This window comes from Roseibium sp. MB-4 (assembly GCF_053005265.1).
Genome location: NZ_JBRKQB010000001.1, coordinates 1,749,320 through 1,772,647, shown reverse-complemented (window position 1 = coordinate 1,772,647; position 23,328 = coordinate 1,749,320). Strand labels below are relative to the sequence as shown.

General features: G+C 56.5%; 19 protein-coding genes. 11 read left to right on the top strand and 8 right to left on the bottom strand.

Annotated features, from left to right (window positions below; translation table 11 throughout):
* The first annotated feature begins 253 nt into the window (after positions 1-253).
* The 3 genes from cysQ (at position 254) to ACVDG4_RS08240 (ending at position 2,617) form a co-directional block, all read left to right on the top strand.
* Positions 254-1,099, top strand: a complete 846-nt coding sequence (gene cysQ / locus ACVDG4_RS08250; protein WP_447234687.1) for a 3'(2'),5'-bisphosphate nucleotidase CysQ — start codon at positions 254-256, stop codon at positions 1,097-1,099.
* 95 nt (positions 1,100-1,194) lie between these two features.
* The gene (gene galE, locus ACVDG4_RS08245; protein WP_447234686.1) at positions 1,195-2,226 is read left to right on the top strand and encodes a UDP-glucose 4-epimerase GalE; all 1,032 of its coding nucleotides are present in this window, start codon (positions 1,195-1,197) and stop codon (positions 2,224-2,226) included.
* A 94-nt stretch (positions 2,227-2,320) separates the two neighbouring features.
* Positions 2,321-2,617 (top strand): Imm53 family immunity protein, encoded by a 297-nt coding sequence (locus ACVDG4_RS08240; RefSeq protein WP_447234685.1) that lies wholly within the window; start codon positions 2,321-2,323, stop codon positions 2,615-2,617.
* Between the two features lie 42 nt (positions 2,618-2,659).
* Here the strand turns inward: ACVDG4_RS08240 and ACVDG4_RS08235 are convergent, their stop codons facing one another.
* Positions 2,660-3,409 (bottom strand): metallophosphoesterase family protein, encoded by a 750-nt coding sequence (locus ACVDG4_RS08235; protein ID WP_447234684.1) that lies wholly within the window; start codon positions 3,407-3,409, stop codon positions 2,660-2,662.
* Between the two features lie 137 nt (positions 3,410-3,546).
* On the bottom strand, positions 3,547-4,875 hold the full coding sequence (gene purB / locus ACVDG4_RS08230; RefSeq protein ID WP_447234683.1) for an adenylosuccinate lyase: 1,329 nt from the start codon (positions 4,873-4,875) through the stop codon (positions 3,547-3,549).
* 153 nt (positions 4,876-5,028) lie between these two features.
* On the opposite strand from purB, the gene ACVDG4_RS08225 reads away from it, so the two are divergent.
* Positions 5,029-5,511 (top strand): NUDIX hydrolase, encoded by a 483-nt coding sequence (locus ACVDG4_RS08225; RefSeq protein WP_447234682.1) that lies wholly within the window; start codon positions 5,029-5,031, stop codon positions 5,509-5,511.
* Positions 5,512-5,600: 89 nt separating this feature from the next.
* Positions 5,601-7,226, top strand: coding sequence for a L,D-transpeptidase scaffold domain-containing protein (locus ACVDG4_RS08220; protein ID WP_447234681.1), 1,626 nt, complete (start codon positions 5,601-5,603; stop codon positions 7,224-7,226).
* Positions 7,227-7,246: 20 nt separating this feature from the next.
* On the opposite strand, the gene ACVDG4_RS08215 is transcribed toward ACVDG4_RS08220, so the two are convergent.
* From ACVDG4_RS08215 to ACVDG4_RS08200, 4 genes are all read right to left on the bottom strand, one after another.
* Positions 7,247-8,866, bottom strand: a complete 1,620-nt coding sequence (locus tag ACVDG4_RS08215; RefSeq protein WP_447235100.1) for an APC family permease — start codon at positions 8,864-8,866, stop codon at positions 7,247-7,249.
* 92 nt (positions 8,867-8,958) lie between these two features.
* Positions 8,959-9,630, bottom strand: a complete 672-nt coding sequence (gene rpe, locus ACVDG4_RS08210; protein ID WP_447234680.1) for a ribulose-phosphate 3-epimerase — start codon at positions 9,628-9,630, stop codon at positions 8,959-8,961.
* A gap of 113 nt (positions 9,631-9,743) precedes the next feature.
* Positions 9,744-10,481, bottom strand: a complete 738-nt coding sequence (locus ACVDG4_RS08205; protein ID WP_447234679.1) for a DUF2259 domain-containing protein — start codon at positions 10,479-10,481, stop codon at positions 9,744-9,746.
* 52 nt (positions 10,482-10,533) lie between these two features.
* A complete protein-coding gene (locus tag ACVDG4_RS08200) occupies positions 10,534-11,508 on the bottom strand; it encodes a bile acid:sodium symporter family protein (protein WP_447234678.1) in 975 nt (324 codons plus the stop codon).
* A gap of 109 nt (positions 11,509-11,617) precedes the next feature.
* On the opposite strand from ACVDG4_RS08200, the gene ACVDG4_RS08195 reads away from it, so the two are divergent.
* The 3 genes from ACVDG4_RS08195 to ACVDG4_RS08185 all read left to right on the top strand — a co-directional run bounded on the left by ACVDG4_RS08195 (position 11,618) and on the right by ACVDG4_RS08185 (position 14,084).
* On the top strand, positions 11,618-12,883 hold the full coding sequence (locus ACVDG4_RS08195) for an NAD(P)/FAD-dependent oxidoreductase (RefSeq protein WP_447234677.1): 1,266 nt from the start codon (positions 11,618-11,620) through the stop codon (positions 12,881-12,883).
* Between the two features lie 277 nt (positions 12,884-13,160).
* The gene (locus ACVDG4_RS08190; RefSeq protein ID WP_447234676.1) at positions 13,161-13,379 is read left to right on the top strand and encodes a PepSY domain-containing protein; all 219 of its coding nucleotides are present in this window, start codon (positions 13,161-13,163) and stop codon (positions 13,377-13,379) included.
* A gap of 186 nt (positions 13,380-13,565) precedes the next feature.
* Positions 13,566-14,084, top strand: coding sequence for a helix-turn-helix transcriptional regulator (locus ACVDG4_RS08185; RefSeq protein ID WP_447234675.1), 519 nt, complete (start codon positions 13,566-13,568; stop codon positions 14,082-14,084).
* A 5-nt stretch (positions 14,085-14,089) separates the two neighbouring features.
* On the opposite strand, the gene ACVDG4_RS08180 is transcribed toward ACVDG4_RS08185, so the two are convergent.
* Positions 14,090-14,815, bottom strand: a complete 726-nt coding sequence (locus ACVDG4_RS08180; protein WP_447234674.1) for a substrate-binding periplasmic protein — start codon at positions 14,813-14,815, stop codon at positions 14,090-14,092.
* A 151-nt stretch (positions 14,816-14,966) separates the two neighbouring features.
* Positions 14,967-15,446, bottom strand: a complete 480-nt coding sequence (locus ACVDG4_RS08175; protein ID WP_008196258.1) for an Lrp/AsnC family transcriptional regulator — start codon at positions 15,444-15,446, stop codon at positions 14,967-14,969.
* Between the two features lie 145 nt (positions 15,447-15,591).
* Between ACVDG4_RS08175 and ACVDG4_RS08170 the strand changes: the two genes are divergently transcribed.
* The 3 genes from ACVDG4_RS08170 to ACVDG4_RS08160 all read left to right on the top strand — a co-directional run bounded on the left by ACVDG4_RS08170 (position 15,592) and on the right by ACVDG4_RS08160 (position 23,262).
* Complete coding sequence (locus tag ACVDG4_RS08170; RefSeq protein WP_447234673.1) at positions 15,592-19,113, top strand: indolepyruvate ferredoxin oxidoreductase family protein; 3,522 nt, start codon at positions 15,592-15,594, stop codon at positions 19,111-19,113.
* 511 nt (positions 19,114-19,624) lie between these two features.
* Positions 19,625-20,710, top strand: a complete 1,086-nt coding sequence (locus ACVDG4_RS08165; RefSeq protein WP_447234672.1) for a DUF2336 domain-containing protein — start codon at positions 19,625-19,627, stop codon at positions 20,708-20,710.
* A gap of 197 nt (positions 20,711-20,907) precedes the next feature.
* On the top strand, positions 20,908-23,262 hold the full coding sequence (locus tag ACVDG4_RS08160; protein ID WP_447234671.1) for a mechanosensitive ion channel domain-containing protein: 2,355 nt from the start codon (positions 20,908-20,910) through the stop codon (positions 23,260-23,262).
* Positions 23,263-23,328: the final 66 nt, after the last annotated feature.

The window sequence follows — 23,328 nt, the reverse complement described above, 5'->3', positions numbered from 1 at the left end:
ATGGCTGAAATAAGCAGGCGCGAATGTGACCTCGACAGTCACACATCATGGCGCCACGGCGCCCTGAGACAGCTGCGCTTTCAAGCGACGTCCCTGTTGTCGTCCCAGCTCTCCGTTCTGCTGCGTCCGGAACGATCTTAGCGGGGGCAACGAGGTGTGGATCTCGTAGAACGTGTCGCGAGGATCTGTGGTCTTGCGCCGGAGACAAAGCTGTTCCACAAGAGCGCCATCTTTCACTCAACACGGCGCAACGATGAGCGAACTCAAGCAAATGACCGGGACGGCAGATGGCCAGGTGGAATCACTCTTGAACTTGGCAGTGGCTGCCGGGGCTGAGATCCTGAAGGTCTATGCCGAAGACTTCAGCGCATCGGTCAAGGGGGATGGCTCGCCGGTCACCGTCGCCGATCAGGCGGCAGAAGACGTCATCCTAAATGGCCTCGCAAAACACTTTCCGGATGTGCCTGTGGTGGCCGAAGAATCCGTCGAAGCCGGGCAGCTGCCGGAGGGCGGTGCTCGGTATTTCCTTGTTGATCCTCTGGATGGCACCAAGGAATTCGTAAAGCGCAACGGTGAGTTCACGGTCAATATCGCGCTGATCGATGAGGGAACGCCAATTTTTGGCGTTGTCTACGCCCCCGCGCTGAAGGAGATCTACTGGGGCGGAGCCTTGCCGGGTGGCGACGCGCTGGGTGCCTTTCAAGGGCAGGTTTCAGACAGCGAAATCGTTGATGAGGAGAAAATCTCTGTTCGAAAGCCGCCGGTAGCGGGCTTGAGTGTTTTGGCAAGCCGCTCGCATTTGTCGGAAGAAACCGAAGCGCTGATCGCAAAGCTGAATGTTGCCGAGAAGGTCTGTGTCGGTTCCTCGCTGAAGCTGTGCTGGGTCGCTGCAGGGCGGGCGGATCTCTATCCGCGCATGGCACCGACCATGCAGTGGGACATTGCGGCCGGCGATGCGGTGGTCCGGGCTGCCGGCGGCCATGTGGTGCTTGCAGAAACCGGTGGGGACTTCGTTTACAGGCTTGCCGAGGGCGCGACTAAAGACGATCTGCGCAATCCGCATTTCATCGCGGTGAGCGATCTGGCGCTTTTGCCATGATGGGCGTTTGGGCGCGTAAGGAAACGTGAAGGTGTTATCGGCAAATATGTCGTTGGCATTATAGGCGTTAGGCACGCGGGAAAGGCAACAGTGACATGACGATCCTGATCACCGGTGGCGCAGGCTACATCGGATCCCACTGCTGCGTGACCTTTCTGGAAGCAGGTCACGATGTCGTCGTGCTCGACAACTTTTCCAACTCCAGCCCCGAAAGCCTCAAACGGATCACCGCGATCACGGGCAAGGAAGTTGCTCATGAAGAGGGTGACATCCGGGACCGGGACACGCTTGAAAGGGTGCTGAAGAAGTACAACTGCTCAGGTGTCATTCACTTTGCTGGATTAAAGGCTGTCGGTGAGTCCACAAAGGTTCCGCTCAGCTATTACGCCAACAACATCACCGGAACGCTCGAGCTCTTGGCCGCGATGGAGGCGTGCAATGTGCGCCAGCTCATATTCTCCTCTTCGGCCACTGTTTATGGCGAGCCGAAGTTCCTGCCCTTGACGGAAGATCATCCGCTGAGCGCCACCAACCCCTATGGCCGCACAAAGCTGATGATTGAGGAAATTCTGGGCGATGTCTCTGCGAGTGACCCGCGATGGCGCTTCGGCATCTTGCGCTATTTCAATCCGGTCGGCGCCCACAAAAGCGGCCTGATCGGGGAAGACCCGCAAGGGATTCCGAACAACCTGATGCCGTTTGTCTCGCAAGTCGCCAGCGGTCGACGCGACAAACTCTCGGTCTTTGGCAAAGACTATGACACTCGCGATGGCACCGGTGTCCGCGATTACATCCACGTGGTCGATCTGGTGGAAGGGCACCTGCGCGCCTATGAGGCCCTGTCTTCGCTCACAGACACGGACAACAGCTTTACCGTCAATCTGGGGACCGGAACCGGCTACAGCGTTCTGGAGATGGTGAAAGCCTTTGAACGGGCTTCAAACCAGGCGATCCCTTATACAATCGCTCCGAGGCGTCCCGGGGACGTCGCCGAGGTGTACGCCGACACGAACAAAGCGGCGGACAAGCTCAACTGGACCGCTGAACGCGGCCTGGAAGACATGTGCTCCGACACCTGGAACTGGGCCTGCAAGAACCCGAAGGGCTATGGCGAGACTGACGTTTGAAGTGTTTTAAAGAGGTATTGAACCCGCAGATGTCCAATCTACTCAGGTCAGTACCTGTCCAATCATAGCTAGAACAGTTTTAACAAAGGTTCTGATGTCAATCGAAAGAATGGAAGAGTGGTTCGCGAGCCAATTAAATGGTGACTGGGACCATCAGGGCGGCATCAGCATAACCACTCTTGATAATCCAGGTTGGCTAATCGAAGTCGACTTGGACATGGTGGTCGGGGAGGTTTATCGAGAAATCTCAAGTTTTAATGAGCAAGAATCTGAACTCGATTATGTCAACTTTTATTATGACGAAATCGAAAACAGAGTGAGGGTCATATGTGGCGTGGGTAACTTGTCACACGCGCTATCCATTTTGTTTGAGAAAATCTTCAACAAATAACTCTGTTCGGTGACCAGACTTCAAGTCTATGTCACTCGAAATTCACGACAAAGGCCCGTAAAAGCCGCGGCGCAATGAGCGCCCCCAGCCAGGCCGTTTGTTCTTTTCCGCTTCAAGTGCTGCAGATTCCCAATCGTAAGGCAGGATCTTTTCCTGAAAGCTCCAGCCTGAAGCACCTTTGGTCATCAGCGCATACCGCGCGTGCGGGCTGCCAACTTCCATTGTGTGGCGGTTCGGGTGATCATCTTCATAAGACGGCAAGCCGACGCTGCCGGGGTTGAGGATCGTCTGCCCGGTCATATGAAGATGAATGAGCCGCGGAATATGGGTGTGACCGCAGCAGATGATCGGGGATGTTTCGCCCTTGAGCTCGGCAACCAACGTTTCTTCATTCGGCAGATGACCTTTTGGGCCCTCCACCTTTTCGGTCAAATACCGGTCGTCATTGTCCGGAGTGCCATGGCAAAGGAAAACGTCATCACTCAACCGGATGGTCGGTTCAGACGTCTTCAGCCAGTCACGGCTTTGCCGCGACAGCCGTTCGGCTGTAAAGGCGTCCGTCGGGCCCATCTTTTCAATCGAATTTTCAAGGACGATCCGATCATGATTGCCGCGCACCGTTGGCCACTTGGTGTCCCGCAGGATCGCAGCCGTCTCCTCCGGCCACAGAGGACCGGAGACGCAATCGCCGAGATTGACGACGACATCAGGAGCTTCGCCGGTGAGATCCGCCAGCACCGCTTCCAGTGCCAGTACATTCCCGTGAATGTCCGAAACAACCGCAATTTTCATGAATGATTGCCTCATTTACATTCTGCCATCCCTGCGGAGGCAGGGATCCAGTAACCCGGAAAGATATGCAGGAGCCCTGACAGCCGTTTGAAGGTCCCGAGCCCCTGCCTACGCAGGGGCAGCACAGGGGCGTGCGGTCAGCTCTCCCCGAACACCCGCTCAAAAATCACGTCGACGTTCTTGGTGTGATAGCCAAGATCGAAGCGGTCGCGGATTTCTTCTTCGGACAGGTAGTTGCGGACGTCTTCGTCATTGAGAAGCTCGGTCAGGAAGTCGACTTTAGCGTCGCCGGATACCTGATAGCTGTCCCAGACCTTCATCGCGTTGCGCTGAACGAGGCGGTAGGCGTTTTCACGGGAGGAGCCTGCTTGCGTCAGGGCGAGCAGGATCCGCTGGGAATGGACGAGACCGCCGAGACGGTCCATGTTGCCCATCATGCGCTCCGGATAGACCACCAGCTTGTCGATGACGCCGGTAAGGCGCGCCAGGGCAAAGTCGAGGGTGACGGTCGTGTCCGGGCCGATCATGCGCTCAACGGACGAATGCGAGATGTCGCGTTCGTGCCAGAGAGCCACGTTCTCCATGGCCGGCACGGTGGACATACGCACCAGACGGGCAAGGCCGGTCAGGTTTTCGGTCAGGACCGGGTTGCGCTTGTGCGGCATCGCCGACGAGCCTTTCTGGCCCTTGGAGAAGAATTCTTCTGCTTCCAGTACTTCCGTGCGCTGCAGGTGGCGGATTTCGGTCGCAAGACGCTCGATCGAGGAGGCGATGACGCCGAGGGTCGCGAAATACATCGCGTGGCGGTCGCGCGGGATCACCTGTGTTGACACCGGCTCGGCCTTAAGGCCAAGCGCCTTGGCGACATGTTCTTCAACGCGCGGGTCGATGTTGGCGAAGGTGCCGACAGCACCGGAGATGGCACCGGTGGCGATTTCCTCGCGGGCATTCAGAAGCCGCGCCTTGCAGCGGTCGAACTCCGCATAAGCTTGAGCCATTTTCAGGCCGAAAGTGACCGGTTCGGCATGGATGCCGTGGGACCGGCCGATGGTGACCGTGTCCTTGTGTTCAAATGCCCTGCGCTTGATGGCGGCGAGCAGCTCGTCCATGTCCTTCAGAAGAAGGTCGGTCGCCTTGACCAGCTGGATGTTGAAGCAGGTGTCCAGAACATCCGACGAGGTCATGCCCTGGTGCACGAAGCGGGCATCCGGTCCGACGATCTCTGCAAGATGGGTCAGGAAGGCGATGACGTCATGCTTTGTCTCCCGCTCGATCTCGTCGATGCGGTCGATGTCGAAGGTGGCGCTTCCGCCTTTTTCCCAGATTGTCTTGGCAGCGTCTTCCGGGATCACGCCGAGCTCCGCCAATGCATCGCAGGCATGCGCCTCGATCTCGAACCAGATGCGGAATTTCGACTCCGGAGACCAGATATCGACCATGTCTTGGCGGGAATAGCGCGGGATCATCGCAGGTTCAGTCCTCGTCTTGGGAAGTGTTGGCTGCGGGATAGCAGAGCGCGCCCGGCCCTTCAATGGAAAGCCGCCGTTTTTGCTTGCAGAGGGCCGGGGAATATGACTGATTATCGCGCAACTCACACATTTCTGGTGTCGGAGGCCTTCATGACCATCTGGCGACCCGCCAATTTCATCACCGTCAAAGCCCTGGCGCTCATCTGGCAAGTTGACGCTCTGCTCCTGACCGAGATCTATGACGATCATGGCAATGTAAAGGGCATGCGCCCCTTGGGCGGAACTGTTGAATTCGGCGAAGCTTGGCGTGATACGTTGCAGCGGGAGTTTTTGGAAGAACTCGGTGCGCGGATATCTCTGGGCACTGACCACTTTGTCCTTGAAAATATCTACGAACACTACGGCCAAACCGGCCATGAGATCGTTTTCTTGTGCCACGCGCATTTTTCAGATGGGCGCTTCTACCGGCAAGATGCCATCCCGTTTCTGGAGCATGATGAGACCGAGTGTATTGCCCGGTGGATGTCGGTTGCAGAATTGAAGGCCAAACAGATCGAACTCTACCCGGAAGGCTTGATGGAGCGGCTCACCCAACCTGTCGCCGGCTCGGCAGTAAGCCGCCGATACAGCTAAAACGACGCGCGATCGCTTGATTCTTTGTGTATCCGCCAGAAATACTGTGAGGAAGGTGTACGCGGAGACGGAAAGGGAGGCCGGTTTTGGTGCTTACACGGAGCGCAGGTCTGCCAATCGGTTTCTTGGCGGTTTTCATTGTTTGGATGAGTGTGATTTCCGGCCCAACGTTGGCAAACGGTGGGGTGGAGGATGTCCAGCGGTTTTTGAACACGCCGGATCGCCTGGCTCTCATCGTTGAAAAACGCCGACGGGAAATCAGCGCGTATTACGGGTCTGAAGATGCGTCTCTCTTATGGCTTGGAACGGATAGGGCCCCGGCCTTTTTGGACCTCCTGAGAAATGCGCATCTTCACGGTCTCCGCCCGGAAGACTATCCGCGTGCCTATCTGGAAGCCGAGCTCAAGTCCGTTGACGAAGGCCTCAACCCTTCAGAGATTGCATGGATTGAGCTCCTGTTCACAGGCCATTTTCTTGACTTTGCCAATGACCTCCGGGCAGGCAGGGTAACGCCTCGGGTGCTCTATCCTGGCGCCTACATGCCCGTCCACACAATCAATGGCACGGATGCCTTGAAGCGGCTCGCAGCCGCACCCCAACTGCCGGATTTCGTGTCGATTTGGGAACCGCAGGACGATACCTACCGCTTGCTGAAGACACACCTTGCGCGCCTGTATGCAGTCAAGGATGGCGGCGGTTTTACATACATGGATATTAAAGAAGAGCTGTCGCCAGGCACACAGAGTGATCAGGTGCCCGACCTGCGGCGCCGGATGTTCGAAGACGGTCTTGTCGGCGAAGGCGCAGGCGGAGAGCTTTTCGACAAGAGGCTTGCATTTGCGGTTGCCCAATCGAAACACAGATACGTTCTTCCTGTTTCAAGCGAGGTGACACCCCGGCTTGTCCGCGCGCTGAACATTCCCATTGAGCGCCGGATCGAACAGGTCAGCAACGCCATGGAGCGCATTCGCTGGATCCCGCCAGAGTATTCCCGGGTCAAGCTGTTCATCAACAAGGGCGAGAACCAGTTTGTATTCTCCGAGTCGGGGCGTGTGGTGATGGAAGGTCAGGCTTTCGCCAACTGCCCGGACAGAAACCACGCGAATACGGCGACAGCCATTGAAGCTGTGACCTTTCATCCAACCTGGCAGGTTCCTCTGGAGTTTCTTGGTAATGAATTGCTGCCGCGGTTGAAGGACGATCCGGCGGAGGTTGAGGGTGTTGGGTACTATTTGAGACGGAGAGGGGCGGATGTGCCGCTCAGTTCGCTCCCTTGGGGACAGGCAACGCCGCGCGCCATCAACCGTTTCAAAGATGAGTTCAATCTCTATCTGCCAGCTTCAGCCGAAAATCCTCTCGGAAGCTACGCATTCCGGCTCCGGCAAGAACAGAAACTGGCGTTGTTCCATCTGGATTCTGCCCCGGAAGACGGTGTGTTCTGCAACCCCTATCTTCCGGCCAATGCGTTTGGAATTGTCGATGGGTTGGCGTTGCTGGAACAAGTGATCGAGCCGAGGGTGTTTCCAGCCGAGGGAATTGAAAACCGGCTCGCACGGGGGGATACGATTACCTTTCCCGCCCGGTCGGGCCTGATGGCCGTTGCAACGCACCAGTCCGTCTGGCTGCAGCATCAAGGCGCAATCCGCTTCGGCCATGACCCCTATCTAGAGGATGCACGGCTCACGGCCGCTTTGTCCGGTAGACCAAAACCATAGGTTTCTCTCGCGAAACACACTCATTCGCGTCCGGTCTTTCGAAACGGCCCTTCATAGATGTCGTCTTCCAGGGTGCCGTATTCAGCCAACTCTTCGATCTTCTCCTGCGCCATGTAGCGGGCGAATTTTTCTTGCGGCAGTCTCAGGTGAATGGCTCCGATATAGATCACCGTTGCGAACACTGCGATCAGAAGAATGTCCGGGCCGAGCGGCAAAATTCCAGATCCGCCCCCAAAGGAGCCTAGATAAGAAAATACGACAATCCCGGCGAGATAGGGCACCAGCCAGGATGCCTCCCGCCAATCGAGGTTGGCGTAACCGATTTGATATCCGCGGATCATCAGAAGCACAAATCCTGCCGCAAGGCTGAGCCCCAAATGAAGCATGGTATGCCAGCCGGTCCAGTAGATGATCAGGGTTGCAACGACAAAAGCTAGACAGCCAAGAACTGGCGCGGCGGGCAAGGTGAAGGCACGGGGCGCATCAGGAAGCAGCTTTCTCAAGGCGACCACCGCGATCGGTCCGACAATGAAGGACAGAACGATGGTTGAGGTGTTCAATGCAAGCACTTCATCGAAGGGGAGCGCAAAGAAAAAGAGCGCTGCGACCGCAAAATTGACGAGCAGCGAAAACAGCGGCACGCCCTTGTCCGACAACGTTTCCATGAATTTCGGGAACAGCCCGTTTTGAGCCATAGCAAGCCCCAGCCGGGCGTTGGACCCCACCGAAACGAGGCCGGAGGCGAAACTGGAAATCCTGGCTGTGGTGTCCAGCAAGCTGACGACCCAAAGTGCGCCAACGGCTGTGGCCAGTGCCGCGAGGGGGCCGAGGTCGCCGCCGAAATGCAGTCCTGACCAGCCGTTTTGTAGCTGGGCTGCATCCAATGCGCCAAGGAATGCAATCTGTAGTCCGCCATAGACAAACAGGCAGATCAAAAGGCTCAGGATCAGGGCGAGCGGGATATTAACCTTCGGATTTTTTGCCTCACCGGCCAGATCGATGACATGCCGGAAGCCAAGGAGCGAGAAAATCACACCGCCGGAAGAGATGGCGGCGAGGATGCCCTTCAGACCCTCCGGTGCAAAGCCGCCATGATTGGTGAAGTTGGACGGTTTGAAGCTGAGACTGATGATCACGATCGCCAGGAGAACCGGCACGAGGATTTTCAGCCAGGTCAATGCCGTGTTTATCCTAGCGAAGAGCTTGACGCCAAACGCGTTGATCACGGTGAAAACGGCCAGGAGCACGAGGGCGACTGCGAGCCCTCCGGTACTGAGCTGGTTTTCATTGGAATAAAGCCAGGGGGCCAAGGTCTTGGAATACCGAAGGATGGCCTCGACCTCGATAGTAGCTGCCGTGTTGTAGCCAACCCAAGCGGTCCATCCCATGGCCATCGAGACGACTGTTCCATGAGAAAACTGAGGAACCCGCCCGATGCCGCCAGCGACCGGCAGAATTGTGGAGATTTCCGCAAATGTGATCGCAATCAACAGCATGGCAACGCCGCCGATCAACCAGGCAATAAGCGAGGCCGGACCGGCAGATTGCGCGGCGATCATCGGAACAAACAGCCAGCCTGACCCAAGTATGCCGCTGATTGCGACAAACGTGAGGCCGAGCAGCCCAATGTTGCGTTGCATATGTGCCAAACGACACCCCCAGACTTTGCACTTCAGCTTAGCCGAAGGGACAGCCGGATCAAAAGGTGTTTGGCGAAGAGTTTTTGCTTCTGTTAGGCGTTCGCAGCCGCAGTCCGGATTGCATCGATGTTGGACATGTAGGCGTCGACTGTACCGCCCTTGAAAACGGCGGATCCGGCAACGAGGACGTTGGCACCTGCTGCTGCAACCAGCGGAGCGGTCTCGGGCGTGACGCCGCCATCGATCTCCAGATCGATTGGTCTATCGCCGATCATTTGTTTGATCCGGGCTGTCTTTTCCACCATGGCCTCAATGAACTTCTGACCACCGAAGCCCGGGTTCACCGTCATCACAAGGATGAGGTCGAGCCGGTCGAGCACGTATTCTAGAACGCTTTCCGGCGTTGCCGGGTTGAGCGACACGCCCGCCTTCTTGCCGAGGGCGCGAATGGCCTGCAGCGACCGGTCCAGATGCGTCGTTGCTTCGGCGTGCACGGTGATGATGTCTGACCCGGCTTTAGCAAAGGCTTCCAGGTAAGGATCGCAAGGTTCTATCATCAAATGCGTGTCGAACACCTTGTCTGTGTGCGGGCGCATCTTGGCGATGACATCCGGGCCGAAAGTGATGTTCGGAACGAAATGGCCGTCCATCACGTCTAGGTGGATCCAGTCCGCTCCCGCCTCGACAACCTCGCGGACTTCCTGGCCGAGCTTGGAAAAGTCAGAGGCAAGGACGGACGGTGCAATAATTATCTCGCGCGGCATTTACGGATCTCCTGCGGGCGGCGGCAACGCCGGTCATAGACTGTTGGCGCCGCGCTACCACGTGTCCGGCAGACCGGCAAGTCAAAGAGCTCGCTCCTAATCGGTTAAACTGTTCACAGCCGTCCGGAGATGGCGAGAAACCGGCCGTCAGGCCCTTCAAAGCCGTGGGTTGCCATGTGAACGATTAGGGTGATGACAGGTGGTTTACCTTCCGGGAAATAGCTGACGACTTTGTCTATCCGGTAGCCGATCGGGCACCCGCGGCTTTTTGGGAGACTTTTATCCAGATGCCGGACGCGCGCTTCTCCGCCATAGATCGTGTTGAGCTGGAACCCCTTGGTGGCCGCGCCATAGCTGGCACACGTGTCGTCGGGCAGGGGAAATTCCATCAACTGGATCTCCATCGGCTCATCGATTGGGGGGACGACTGGGCGCAGATTGACCTTCATGTTGAAAGGATTGGCGGAGATTTCCGTGATCGGATTGCTGCCGACTGTCAGTCCGTGGCCGTCAATACCGAGGGAATTGAGAAGCGGGTCTGCAGCGGCCCTGTTGGCGGCCCGGGCAGCCTTCAGGAGCGCCACAGGATTGTAGCCGTTGCTGTCGTCGATTTCATCGCGGCGACGAAACGGAGACGGGCTCACCCATTTGTCTTCATGGACATCGATCACGAATATCTCTGAATAGGGAAAACCGGAGCCGTCCTGAATTCCGGACTGCTCAAAGGCAAAGTAACGGCCATCTTCAGAGTAGCCGAGAATGTCCAAACGGGCCTGATCGCCAGCAATGGCTGCCGACATTGAGCCTGTTATGACCGCAAAAAAAGCAACGAGCAGTTTGCAGAAACGCATGACCGGTCTCCCTGTGATTTGTTCAAGAGAGTATCGCCGGGTTTTAGGTCTGTCAGGTCTGCGGCGTCACAGTTTTGAGCTTTAGTCCGCAAAACCATCCGACAAACGGTTTCAGGACCATCGGCAAAATATAGATCGGGAATTGTCCGACTGCGAACCAAAGCCACGTGAGCTCTGGCAGTGTTCCGCCAAAGGCGGCGACCATCAGCCCCATGTTGCGCGTGCCGCAAGTGTGCGCGATGGCATAGGCATCTTCTCGGCTTGCGGGCGAAAACAGGAGCAGGGTCACACCGATCTGTGCAAAGGCGAGGCAGAAAGTGATCGCGGTCAAGCCGAGGGTAAAGCCCGGTTTGTCCGCGAAACTCGCCGCAACGCCATCCATCGCAGCAATCGCAAAGATCAAAAGCAAGAGAACATTTAAGCCGCTGATCATGTTTGCGCCGTTTGCAACTCGTTTCTGTCCGGCAATCCGGCGGATCACCATTGCAGTGAGAAATGACCCAACAAGCAGAAATGACAGTTGCGCAGCCAAGCCACCGATACTCAGCGGCAAGGCGTCCCCCAACATCAACTCGCCGATGAAAGGTGCCGAAAGCGGCGTGATGATCAGGGCCGCAACGGAAAGCGCAAGGCTGAGCGTTCCATTCAGGCCCAGGAGATAGATAAAGGCCGGCGCGGCCATAACCGGCGGGGCGGCCGTGGAGATAAACAAGGCCAGCACAAGCTCAGGTCCAAGCGTTTCCGGTCCAATCAACTGAACGGCCGCAAAAGCAATCAACGGCACACCGAGCATCATCCAAACGAGTGCGGTGAGGAGAAGGGTCGGTCGTTTCAAGCGCAGTTTGATGGCTTCTATATCGACCCTCAAAAAAGCCAGCACCAGCAGGCTGAAGACCGAAACACCGAGATAGGGTCGCAGATGTTCCGATAGGGCTGGTAGCGCCATGCCGATGAAGATACTCACAGCCAAAGCGGCCGTTCCATGCTGACCGATCCATGCCACAGCTACCGCGAGCATCCGAATCATTTAAAATCAACTCCTGAAAATCGCGTGTGGGCAGGGACTTGCGGTTCTTTTAAGGGAACTTGACCGGACTTGCCAATCACGATGGCGTCCTGCCGTCGGACTGTGGGCCATGACAACTTCGAAACAGATGCAGACATTTGATGTGATGGTTCTGGGGGCCGGAATTGTCGGTGTTTCGACCGCAGCGCATTTGCGCCGCCTTGGCCTGGATGTCGCTTTGATCGATCGGAAGCATCCGGGCGGCGAAGCTTCTGCAGGCAATGCAGGCGTCGTCCAGCACAATGGGTTCGTCCCGCAAGGCCTACCGAAAAACCCGGCGGCGTTCCTGAAGTCATCCTTCAATCTTGGCGGACCATTTTCGTACAGACCGCTTACCTTAGTGAAGATGCTCCCGTGGATCCGGCAGTATGTCCGGGCAAGTTACGGCGAGGCGGCAGAGGCATATTGCCGGGCCATCATGCCGTTGCGCCAACAGGCGGTGAAAGCGCATCTAGATCTTGCGGAGCAATCAAATGCCGGCCGGTTCTACCGGAAGGGGGGCTGGCTGCACCTGTACCGAACGCCAGCCAGTTTTGATGCAGATGATATGTCCCGGTACTACGCCCGGATCTACGGTGTTGATTACAAGGAAATGGACGGCGCAGAAGCCAGTGTTCTGGAGCCTGGGTTGAAGCTTTCAGGCATGAAGGCCGTGCATTGGACCGAAAGCTGGTCGGTCTCCAATCCGGCTGCTGTCGTCGATGCATTCTGGCGGGGATACATCCAAAATGGTGGCCAGTATTTTCGCGCAGACGCCAAAAAGCTGATCCGCCAGAGAGGCGGGTGGGGCCTCGAGGGAGAACGTGGGCCCGTGTTCGCCCGCAATGCCGTCGTCTGCTTGGGCGCCTGGTCGATGGATGTCCTGAAGAAACTCGGCGAGCAGTATCCGCTGGCCGTCAAGCGCGGCTACCACATGCATTATAGGCCGCTCTCCGGGGCGTCCCTGTCGCGCCCCGTCGTGGACATCGACAACGGGTTTGCATTAACTCCCACAGACTTCGGCATCCGGCTGACGACGGGTGTGGAGCTGGCAGGACGCGACGCGCCGCCGAACCTGCAGATCATCAAACAGGTCCGGCGCAGGGCAGAAGAGATCTTTTTTCTCGGACGCGCGCTTCATGATGAACCATGGGTGGGAAGCCGGCCCTGTGTGCCGGATTCTCTTCCGGTCATTGGACCATCCCCGTCAGTAAAGGGGTTGTGGCTCAATTTCGCCCATGGCCATGATGGTTTTACGCTCGGACCGGTCTCCGGCCAGATCATGGCCGATATGATTGCCAACAAACCTCTTGTTGCGGATTTAACGGGCGTCTCGCCTAACCGGTTTCTGAGCTGAGTTTGCACACGCTGTGAAAATATGGCCGGCTGCCAAGAGTTTCCTTGAGACGGCGGTGGAACTCGTAAACCATGGTTTATCGGACGGTTTATAGGCTTTCGGTTGATGGCTGTCGTTACCGTAGCCGCCTAGATCCATCGATGTGCTTAAGAGGTCAGGTTGATGCGACCTCCAAGGTAGATGCGTATCCAACCAATGGGTCTGGGATGACATTTTTCATGAAAGCCGTTGCAGTCGCCGGATTTATGGCAATCATCCCGCTTTCAAGACCGTTACGTTGGGCGAGACACTTGGCAACAACGAAAAGGCAATTCGTGCTGTTCTGGTTTCCCGTGGTTACGTCGTTTCAGAGATCGAGCCCGAGCATGGGAAGCTTGAAGCCGAAGTAATACTAGATGGCCATGAGATGGAGATCGTGATCGATGCACTGTCAGGTCGGGTTCTGGAAATGGAGCTAGATACTGACGGTGATCGCGACCAAAAAGATCACGATTAAAGCTCCATTGGTCGGCCCGGCTGGCAAACGCCTTAGGAGAACCCCCGCTCTTGCCGGTCGGGCCCTTTTATTATCAATTTCTGTCTGCTGTCCTTCTAATTTCTAACCACGCTGGACAGGCCGCGTTGGCAAAGCTAGTCAACAACAGCGTCATTTCATCTAAGAGAATATGGATTTCACTTTGCCATGTTGAAGGAAGCCGATTGGAAAGCCGTTTCTCCTTGGGCGTTGTTCGGCCTCCAGGCAATTTGCGTGCTTTTCATTGTTTCTGAGGAAGTTGCCGGGGCCATCTTTGGAGAACAGGCTATTGGGATACTTGAAAGTGATGGTCTGGAGTATCTGATAATTACTGCCTTGGTCGTTGGCTTGATCGCATCCGGTTTTGAAATCCGAAGAGGCCTCAAGCGGCAGAAGCGAATGGAACAGCAGGTCAAGGCTGCGTCTGGCGCTTTTGCTAGCCTTCTTGAAGAGCATTTTGAACTTTGGAAACTCACGCCATCGGAGGCCGATGTCGCATTGTTGGCTCTTAAAGGCTTTTCGATCGCGGAGATTGCCGCCTTTCGTCAGACGGCAGAGGGGACGGTCAAAGCCCAGTGCAATGCGATCTACCGCAAAGCGGGCGTTTCGGGCCGCCCTCAGCTGCTTTCTCTATTCATCGATGAATTGCTGGGTGGCGTGGTTGAGGCTGAAAATGTTCGCCGATAAGATCTCTAGCTGGAAGGCCCGATATAGGTCGCCTTGATTTGGTCGATCGATCCGTCGTCTTTCATGCGGCGGATAATCCGGTCGTAGTCGGTCTTTAACTTGTCCATATCCGGGTGCGTGGAGGCTTTGGAGAAGACGTTGTAATAGGCTTTCGACTTCATTGGCTTTGGAAGAAAATCGATCTTGTTGCGATAGCCGCCGATATGAGCCTGGTGCAGTGTTGAGATGGTGTTCATCGGAACCGCGTCGATCCTGCCTGCGAGCAGCTTGTCGATCTGCAGGGAATTCTCTGAGACAAGTTGCAGCTGGAGGCCCGCGTCCCAGAATTCCGGGGTGTAGGAAATTCCATGCGTTGCACCGATCGTCATTGAGCGCAGGTCATCGAACTTCGAAAACGTGAACTTGCCGCGATCTTCCGCCCTGATGAAGAAATTCCAGTCCAGATCGATGTAGCTTTCGCTTGGATAGTCCAGAAAGGTGCGGCGGTCTTCGTTTTGCGAATACAATAGCAGCACATCGATCCGACCAGCTTTGGCTTCGACCTGCAGGCGCTGGTCGGATTCAATAAGCAGCACTTCATAGTCTATCGCGAGTTCGCGCAGGACCTCATCCATGACTTCGATGTCGATGCCGCGGACTTGTCCGTCCGCCTCGTATTTGAAGGGGGCTTGAGGATTGGCGGCAATGATGAGAGGGCGTGCTGTCGCCGATGTTTGCCACGTCGCAGCCAAAAGACAGCATATGCAAAACAGACCGATTTTCCGAAGCACGCCTAAAAACCTTCCCAAGTCACTGCCTGACAAACACACGGGAGGATTCACTGTTCCATGCAATAGCCAAACAAACAGTGAATTTTGGAGAGGAGGCAATGTACAGCGCGTCTCAATTCTCGCGAAGAGGCAGTGCGGCGGTATCCTTTACCGTGTTGACAACGATACGTGACTGAACGTCAGATACCAATGTATTATCGAGAAGCTTCAGGCGCAGGAAGTCGTCATAAGTCTTGATGTCATCGGTTACCACCTTGATGAGGTAATCGACAGCACCTGTGATACGTTCGCAAATAACGACTTCCGGCCAATGATGGACGAGCTTGTCGAACGTTTCCATGTTTTCGCGACTGGGAACGGCAAGCTTGACGAAGGAATAGGCGACAAAGCCAAGGCCCACAGCTTCGCGGTCTATAATCGCGGTAATTTGCTTGATGATGCCTTGTTCCTTCAACCGCTTGATGCGGCGCCAGCAAGGGGTCTGGCTCATGCCGGCCTCTTTGGCGACTTCTGCGATTGAAAGGGAGGCATCCCTTTGCAAAACGCGCAAAACACGGATGTCGGACGGGTCCAGAAGATTCTTTTCGGTCATTGGGTCATTTTCGGAAATTTTATGCTGCCTAGTGACGAATTGCAGTGACGATAGCACAGAAATCGCTGCTGAAAAGGACGATATTAATCGGAAATGGAAGTTCGCCGCAGAGGGCCGCCCCGGGGGCGTAGGAGGAGAATACCGAATGGATGTGCTTGTGTCCGATATCAGCCTTGAAGACAAATACACCGCGACGGACGGTCGTGTGTATCTGACAGGCATTCAGGCGCTGGTCAGATTGGCTCTGGACCGCGCGCGCCTGGACCGGCAGGCAGGTCTTAAAACCGGTGGTTTCATTTCCGGATACCGCGGGTCGCCGCTGGCTGGATATGACACTGAGTTGGAGCGCGCCCACCGGCACCTGAAGAGCCTTGAAGTTGTTTTCAAGCCTGGCGTGAACGAGGAACTTGGGGCGACCGCAGTTTGGGGAAGCCAAAAACTGCGCGGTGAGGGCGGTGTCGGACGGCCCACAGAATATGACGGCGTCTTTGGCATCTGGTACGGCAAGGCCCCAGGTGTTGACCGGGCTGGCGACGCGCTACGTCAGGGGAACGCATCTGGCACGGACCGCAACGGCGGTGTTCTGGCTTTGGCCGGTGACGATCACCTTGCCAAGTCCTCCATCCTGCCTGCGCAGAGCGAATTCTTCTTCGAGCATGCCGAAATGCCGGTTCTGAACCCGGCGGATATTCAGGACGTTCTCGACTACGGTCTGCACGGGCTTGAGATGTCCCGCTTTTCCAGTTTGTGGACGGCGTTGATCTGTGTGGCCGACACAATGGATGCGTCCGCCACCATCAATGTATCGCCAAACCGTCTGCGGATGGTTCGCCCTCTGGAGGGTGATCCGCGCAAGGATTATCATCAAAACCGCGATCTGCTGCTCGGCAACCGGTTGGAAACAGAGCGCTTGGTGCGTGAGCTCCGGATCCCTGCAGCCCAAGCCTATGTTCGCACAAACGGCCTGGATCGTGTGACCTTCGGTGCCCGGCAAAATCCGAAACTCGGCATTGTTTCTTCCGGCAAAGCCTATCGGGACCTGCTTCAGGCGCTCGATCTCATGGGTGTGACCGAAGACAAGGCCAAAGCGCTGGGCTTGGGGATTTACAAGGTTGCTATGACCTGGCCGATGGAACCGCTCGGCCTGCGGGACTTTGCCCGCGGTGCGGAGAAACTTCTGGTCGTGGAGCACAAGCGGGCCTTCATGGAGCCGCAGATCAAGGAAATCTCCTATCACTGGCCGGACATGAGCCGTCCCGAGATTTGGGGCAAACGCCGCCCGGACGGATCGCCGTTCCTGTCCGATGTTCTGGAGATCTCCGTTGCTGAGCTGATCGAAGGTTTGATGAAGTGGTTGCCGGCCAATGCCGTCACCGAAGAAATGAAGGCCGTTGCCGCGCGCATGACCAAGCAGGCCATGTGGGCGCAAGGCCATGCGGAACGCGCCTCCCGTGTGCCTTACTTCTGTTCTGGCTGCCCGCACTCCACCTCGACCAAGACGCCGGAAGGCTCCCGGTCCATGCCGGGTATCGGCTGTCATGCCATGACCGAAATGGCAGGCCGGACCACGGAAGGCCAGATCCAGATGGGCGGTGAGGGCGTCCTTTGGGTTGGTCAGCAGCCGTTCTCAGGTGACAGCCATGTGTTCGCAAACGTCGGCGACGGCACATATTTCCACTCCGGTATCCTTGCGATCCGTCAGGCGCTCGCGGCCAAGGTGCCGATCACCTACAAGATCCTTTACAACGATGCCGTGGCCATGACCGGTGGTCAGAAGCATGATGGACAGTTGAGTGTTCCGCAGATTACCCGTCAGTTGGAAGCTGAAGGCGTAGAACGCATTGCGGTGGTCTCCGAAAATCCGGATGCCTACGGATCGTGGACACCAATTGCAGCCGGAACCAAGGTCTATCATCGCGACGAGTTGATGGATGTGCAGAAGGACCTGCAGACCTTCAACGGCGTTTCCGTAATCGTTTACGACCAAACCTGTGCAGCCGAGAAACGGCGCCGCCGGAAGCGCGGGCTGTTCCCGGATCCGGATCAGCGCCTGTTTATCAACGATCGCGTCTGCGAAGGCTGCGGTGACTGCTCGGTCCAGTCCAACTGCCTTTCGGTTGAACCGCTGGCAACGCCGTTTGGCGAAAAGCGGGTCATCAACCAGTCCAGCTGCAACAAGGACTTTTCCTGCATCAAGGGTTTCTGTCCGTCGTTCGTCGAGATCGACGGTGCGGCGCTCAAAAAGCCGAAAAAGGCTGACGTGGATATCGATGCTCTGGTCGAACAGCTGCCGGAACCGGTTCTGCCAGCGCTGGATCGGACGCAGAACGCGTTGGTTGCCGGCATTGGCGGCATGGGCGTCACCACAATCAGTGCTGTTCTAGCAATGGCGGCGCATATCGATGGCAAGCAAGCCTCGACCCTGGACATGACGGGACTGGCGCAAAAGGGCGGGCCGGTGACCTCGCATGTTCGCTTCGCATCCATTGACCGCGCCATTGAAGGTCCCCGGGTTCCGGCCGCAAGCCTCGATCTTTTGATCGCAAGTGACATGGTCGTTGCCACGAATGCGGAACAACTGGCACTCGCCCACCGTGGCCAGACCGTGACAGTGGCAAACACCAAGGTTGCCCCGACTGCAGAGTTTGTCCTGAAGCAAACCCTGTCTTTCGATGAGAAGAAGATGGACGCGGCCTTGAAGGCGGCATCCGGAACATATCTCGCGATGGATGCGGCCGGAATTGCTGAAAAGCTGCTCGGCGATGCGATCTTTGCCAACATGCTGCTCGTGGGCATGGCCTATCAATCGGGCGCCCTGCCGGTTTCCGGCGATGCCATTGAAACAGCCTTGCAGCTGAACGGGGCGGCAGTGGCCGGCAACATCAAGGCATTCCGCGCCGGCCGTGTTCTGGCTACCGACGCTGAACTGTTGTTGAAGGCTTTGCCAGCGAGCGAAAAGCCGCGCACGTTCACATTGGATGAAAAAATTGCATTCAATGCCGACGAGCTCGTCCGGTATCAGGACGAAGCCTATGCGGCCCGTTACCGGGATCTCGTTGAAAAAGTGAAGGCAGCGGACGAAGCTCATGGCCCGGGGCAAATGCGCCTCTCCAGAACCGTTGCTGATCTGCTCTATAAAGTGATGGCTTACAAAGACGAGTATGAAGTCGGCCGCCTTTATTCCGATCCGGCTTTGAAGGAAAAGATCGCGCAGCGGTTCGAAGATCCGAAGAAGCTAAAGGTCTATCTGGCCCCGCCGATGCTGGCTCACCGGAAAGACCCGAAAACCGGACGCCCGGAGAAGATGGCATTCGGACCGTGGATCTTTACCGCGTTCAAACTCCTTGCCGGGTTCAAAGGCATGCGCGGCAAATGGTACGACCCATTCGGCCGGACCGCGGAGCGCCGTGCGGAACGGGCCCTAATAGGTCAGTACGAAAAGGACATTGCGGAGATCATCACCCGTTTGCCGAACGGCAATTACGGTCTCCTCGTAGAGCTGGCACGGGTGCCGGATCTGGTCCGCGGGTTTGGCCCGGTCAAGGAAGCGAACCTGGAAAAGGCCGCGGACAAACGCCGTGTTGTCCTTGAACAACTCAATACCCGCAAAGACGGCGGCAATGATGGCGATCATCAAAGCGGCGACTTCCTCCAAGCCGCCGAATAACGCGCGGTATTCTTATTGAAAATTCAGGCCGGCGCAGCTTCTGCGCCGGTTTTTCGTTTGAAGACATGGCAGTGCACTGCGCCAGTCTGACGCAAGAAATAAACGGCATATCTATCGAAGCTACGGAAGCGGCTTGGGCACGCGATTTTCATTGTATGCAACGCCGCTTTGGGACCTGCCCACCAGGGCAACGCGAATTAATACTCCGGTTAAAGAATTGGGGCATTCGGCGTGAAAACGAGGCTTGGCCGAGACAAAAATACGCCCAGCTAACAAAAATTAATACTCGATTATTTGACCTTCAAAGAGCGTCGAAACGGGATGCCGGATCCGATAAATTCATAAAAAACAATGGAATGTAGAGTAACTGGCAAATCTAGTTAGAATTCTTCGTAAAATTTATAAAAACACGATTACATTCTCCAAATACCTGTTTCTGTCTTCTTTAAATCTCCAATTCATTTTGTGGCCAGAGCCGAAGACCGGCGTAAGATTCAATCTGGTAATGAAAATGAGTGAAGCGTTGAAAACAGAACTGGTGAACTTCTCGGAGCTGACCGGGGAAGCAGCAAGCGCCCGCCGGGCTGAACTGGCCCGCCACGTGGCAACGCTCTTTGCGTTGACATCTGACAGATGCTCTGACGAACAGGTCGATATTTACGACTCCGTGCTGCTACGCTTAGTGGATATGGTGGAATCTGAAGTCCGCCGTTTTGTCGCCGAGCAGATGAGCACCTTGCGCCGCGGTCCGGAAGAGACCATCCGGCGCCTTGCAAGTGATGTGATCGAGGTGTCCGAACCGATCCTCGTGCGCTCAACCGTCCTGCGCGATGCTGATCTGGTGTCAATTGCGGAAGAGCAAGGCAACGATCACCGCTACGCAATTGCACAACGCGAAGTGCTCTCCGCGGACGTCAGCGAGATCCTAGTTCGGCGTGGTGATCTGAAGGTCAAACGGAAGATTGCCAGCAACGAAGGTGCAAGCCTGTCAGGGTCTGCCATCGAGATCCTCATCTCCGATTCCGCTGCCGACGCAACGCTTCAGCTCAGCTTGAGTGACCGGCCGGATCTCGCTGAAGCGCAGATTGCCAGCCTGATTTCCATCGCGAGCGACGAAGTCCGCAAGAAATTGCAGACATCCGGCCGTTCCGGTGAAACCGCGAAATTGAATGAGGCTGCCGATATTGCCGCGCGGCGTATGTCCAATCAGTACTGGTTGGGCCGGTACGATTTTGAAACAGCCCGTAGCCGCATACTTCTATTGGCGAAAAAGGGCATGGTGAATGAAGCCGCTTTGCGTCGGTTCGCGTCCGAAGACAGGTTCGCCGAAGCCGTCGCCACCTTCGCGTGGTTGGTTCGGTGCGGCGTTGAGGAAGCCAGCCACTGGATGGTGCGGCCGGACCCGGAGCCGTTTGTCATTCTCGCAAAAGCCTCCGGCTTTTCGTCGATCACGGTCGGGGCATTGTTGAGCATCGGCCCGTGGCGTCATCGCCTGACGCCTGAGACCCGCAGCAACGCGATGAACCTTTATGAGCGCATGACTGTTGCAGAAGCCAAGCGCAAGATCGCTCATTGGAGCTACAACGTTCTGAAGTGATCTGACCAGGCAGAATGCGTAAGACATCAAGCCCGGCCTCTGTGCCGGGCTTTTTTCGTCCGGAACTAACGCGCGAGATGCCTTTTTTCCTCAGCGGAACCGTGCTTTACAGGGCGAAATAGATTCTGCAAAGAGCGGGGCCAAGGGGTATGCGCAGATCCGTCCATCAACTACTGCAACATGAGCTGCCTCCGGCAATGCGCGCTTTTTTTGGCCGCGTTCCGGTCCTCGCAATTGTCGTCCTGAGCATGCTGTTTGTGAGTTTAAGCGCCGGTCCGGATTATGCCCACGCCCAAGGCCCTGCGAGCTTGTTGTCGGCGGTTAGTGGCGGTTCAAAGGAAAAGGCTGCGGAGACAACCGCAAAACACACAGAACCTGCCTCTGAGGGAGGCGGTGTCAGCGCCGAAGAGGGCGGCGGCGCGATGATGGAGTCTATGGACGAGTTTGCAGATGAAGCCGTCCGTGCCCGCGACACATTAAAAACAATCGTTCAGAAGATCCCGAATATTCGCGCTGCGATGGTCAATACGCTTCGCTCGCAAGGCGAAGACCAAGGACTGGGCTGGATATCATCCGCGCTGATCGATGTCGTGATCGCGGTTCTCTTCGGTCTTGCGGCCTCAACCTTGCTGGCGCGCTGGGGGCGTCGACAGTTCGCGGGAATGTACAAGCCCGACGTCTACACCCGTTCCGACAAGATCATCTATCTGTATTTGCGGGCGATTTTGATGATCGCCGGGGTTGTCCTCTATTTTGCCGTGGCGACGGTTGTTTATCTCCTGATTGGCACCGGTCTGGAAGCTGCCAATGAAACCGCACTCGTCGCCTTCAGTATGAGCGCCGCCTTCATGGCGCTGCGGATCATTTGGATGAACCTGCTGGCCCCGGATGCGGAAAGCCATCGATTGGTCGCCCTGAGCAACAGGGAAGCGAAGGGTCTCTACCGCTTCTTGCTGGTCGGCAGTGGCATATCAATAGGTGCGATCGCGTTCTGCCTCTGGATGGAGCGTCTTGGTCTGCCGCAAGACATTCACAAATTGGCGCTCATTGCAGCGTCTGGTCTGTCAATGGTTATCCTATGCGTTATTGCCGTGGCGTATCGAGCGGTGATAGCGCGCTTGATCCGCGGAGGTGCAGGTGACCAAGCCCCGATGTGGCGCCGGGTGCTCGCCGCCGTTTGGCATCTCATCGCCGTTATCTACTTCGTGATTGCCTGGGGAATTTCTGCTCTTCGGATCCTTTTGGACTTGCCGTCCGCAACAGGACTTGTGGGGGCTCCGATCCAGGTTTTGCTGGTGGCAGCCGTTGCTTATGGGCTGCTTATCCTTCTGATCGACCGTGTGTTGTTGCCGCGTCTTGATACCGCCAAAGCCGAAGCGAAGATTGCGGAAGACATTCAGCGGGCGGAAGAGAGCGAGGGTGCTGAGCAGGACCCGGAAAGCACGCTGGCCCAAGCACATGCTGAAGCTGCTGACCGCGAAGCCGATCGGTCCCCGTTCCGCGCACTATTGGATCGCGGCGCTGCGATCCTAGTGGTCTTCGGTGGACTGGACCTCTTGACGTCTCTTTGGGGTGTCGGCATGGCCGGGGAAGGGTCGATCATTGGATCCTTCATTGAGGTCCTGCTGGTCATGTTCCTTGGATACATGGCGTATGAGGCGGTCAAGATCCTGATCGACCGCCAGATCGCGAAGGAATCTCCAGCGGAGAAAGACGAAGAAGCTGAAATTGGCGGGGCCGGTGAAAGCCGGATTTCGACCCTGCTGCCGATCTTCCGGAACTTCTTGCTGATCACCATCGTGGTGATTGCAGCTATGGTTGTTCTGGCTGAGCTGGGTGTCAATATCGCGCCGCTCTTCGCCGGTGCCGGTGTTGTCGGTCTGGCGGTCGGTTTTGGCGCACAGACCCTCATTCGGGATATCTTTTCCGGTGCGTTCTACCTGATCGATGATGCTTTCCGGAAAGGCGAGTACATCGACATTGGCAGCGCCAAGGGGACTGTCGAGAAAATCTCGATCCGCTCGATGCAGCTGCGCCACCATCGCGGTGCGCTTACCACCATTCCGTTTGGCGAAATCCAGCAGGTGGAAAACTTCTCGCGCGACTGGGCGATCATGAAGCTCGCCTTCCGGGTCACCTATGACACGGATGTCGAAAAGATGCGCAAGATCATCAAGAAGTTTGGCCAACGGCTTCTTGAGGATGAGTACTATGGACCGATGTTCCTCGCGCCGCTGAAATCCCAGGGCATCATGTCCATGGAAGATTCAGCCATGATCGCCCGGGTGAAGTTCACCGCAAAACCCGGCAAGCAGTTCGAGTTGCGGAAGGTGATCTACGCAGGCCTGCGCGATCTCTTCGAAGAAAACGGCATCAGGTTTGCCCATCGCCAGGTTACGGTCCGCGTTGCCGGCGCCGGAGATGATGAGGACGATGGTGCCAACGGCAAAATATCACCGGAAGCGGCCAAGGCTGCTGCAGGTGCCGCGGCCATGTCGGGAATGCTCGACGAAGAAGCCAATGGAGACAGCGGTCAGGATGACCCGATCTGACGGTGGATAAGCTCTTATAGAAAAAGGCTCTGCGGAGATATCCGCAGAGCCTTTTTCATTTCTGGC

Excerpts from the sequence above, each read along its gene's own strand:
- ACVDG4_RS08200 (WP_447234678.1), bottom strand. The coding sequence starts at position 11,508 with ATGATTCGGATGCTCGCGGTAGCTGTGGCATGGATCGGTCAGCATGGA.
- cysQ (WP_447234687.1), top strand. The coding sequence starts at position 254 with ATGAGCGAACTCAAGCAAATGACCGGGACGGCAGATGGCCAGGTGGAA.
- ACVDG4_RS08170 (WP_447234673.1), top strand. The coding sequence starts at position 15,592 with ATGGATGTGCTTGTGTCCGATATCAGCCTTGAAGACAAATACACCGCG.
- ACVDG4_RS08215 (WP_447235100.1), bottom strand. The coding sequence starts at position 8,866 with ATGCAACGCAACATTGGGCTGCTCGGCCTCACGTTTGTCGCAATCAGC.
- ACVDG4_RS08195 (WP_447234677.1), top strand. The coding sequence starts at position 11,618 with ATGACAACTTCGAAACAGATGCAGACATTTGATGTGATGGTTCTGGGG.
- galE (WP_447234686.1), top strand. The coding sequence starts at position 1,195 with ATGACGATCCTGATCACCGGTGGCGCAGGCTACATCGGATCCCACTGC.
- purB (WP_447234683.1), bottom strand. The coding sequence starts at position 4,875 with ATGATCCCGCGCTATTCCCGCCAAGACATGGTCGATATCTGGTCTCCG.
- ACVDG4_RS08185 (WP_447234675.1), top strand. The coding sequence starts at position 13,566 with ATGTTGAAGGAAGCCGATTGGAAAGCCGTTTCTCCTTGGGCGTTGTTC.
- rpe (WP_447234680.1), bottom strand. The coding sequence starts at position 9,630 with ATGCCGCGCGAGATAATTATTGCACCGTCCGTCCTTGCCTCTGACTTT.
- ACVDG4_RS08205 (WP_447234679.1), bottom strand. The coding sequence starts at position 10,481 with ATGCGTTTCTGCAAACTGCTCGTTGCTTTTTTTGCGGTCATAACAGGC.
- ACVDG4_RS08240 (WP_447234685.1), top strand. The coding sequence starts at position 2,321 with ATGTCAATCGAAAGAATGGAAGAGTGGTTCGCGAGCCAATTAAATGGT.
- ACVDG4_RS08165 (WP_447234672.1), top strand. The coding sequence starts at position 19,625 with ATGAGTGAAGCGTTGAAAACAGAACTGGTGAACTTCTCGGAGCTGACC.
- ACVDG4_RS08225 (WP_447234682.1), top strand. The coding sequence starts at position 5,029 with ATGACCATCTGGCGACCCGCCAATTTCATCACCGTCAAAGCCCTGGCG.
- ACVDG4_RS08235 (WP_447234684.1), bottom strand. The coding sequence starts at position 3,409 with ATGAAAATTGCGGTTGTTTCGGACATTCACGGGAATGTACTGGCACTG.
- ACVDG4_RS08175 (WP_008196258.1), bottom strand. The coding sequence starts at position 15,446 with ATGACCGAAAAGAATCTTCTGGACCCGTCCGACATCCGTGTTTTGCGC.
- ACVDG4_RS08160 (WP_447234671.1), top strand. The coding sequence starts at position 20,908 with ATGCGCGCTTTTTTTGGCCGCGTTCCGGTCCTCGCAATTGTCGTCCTG.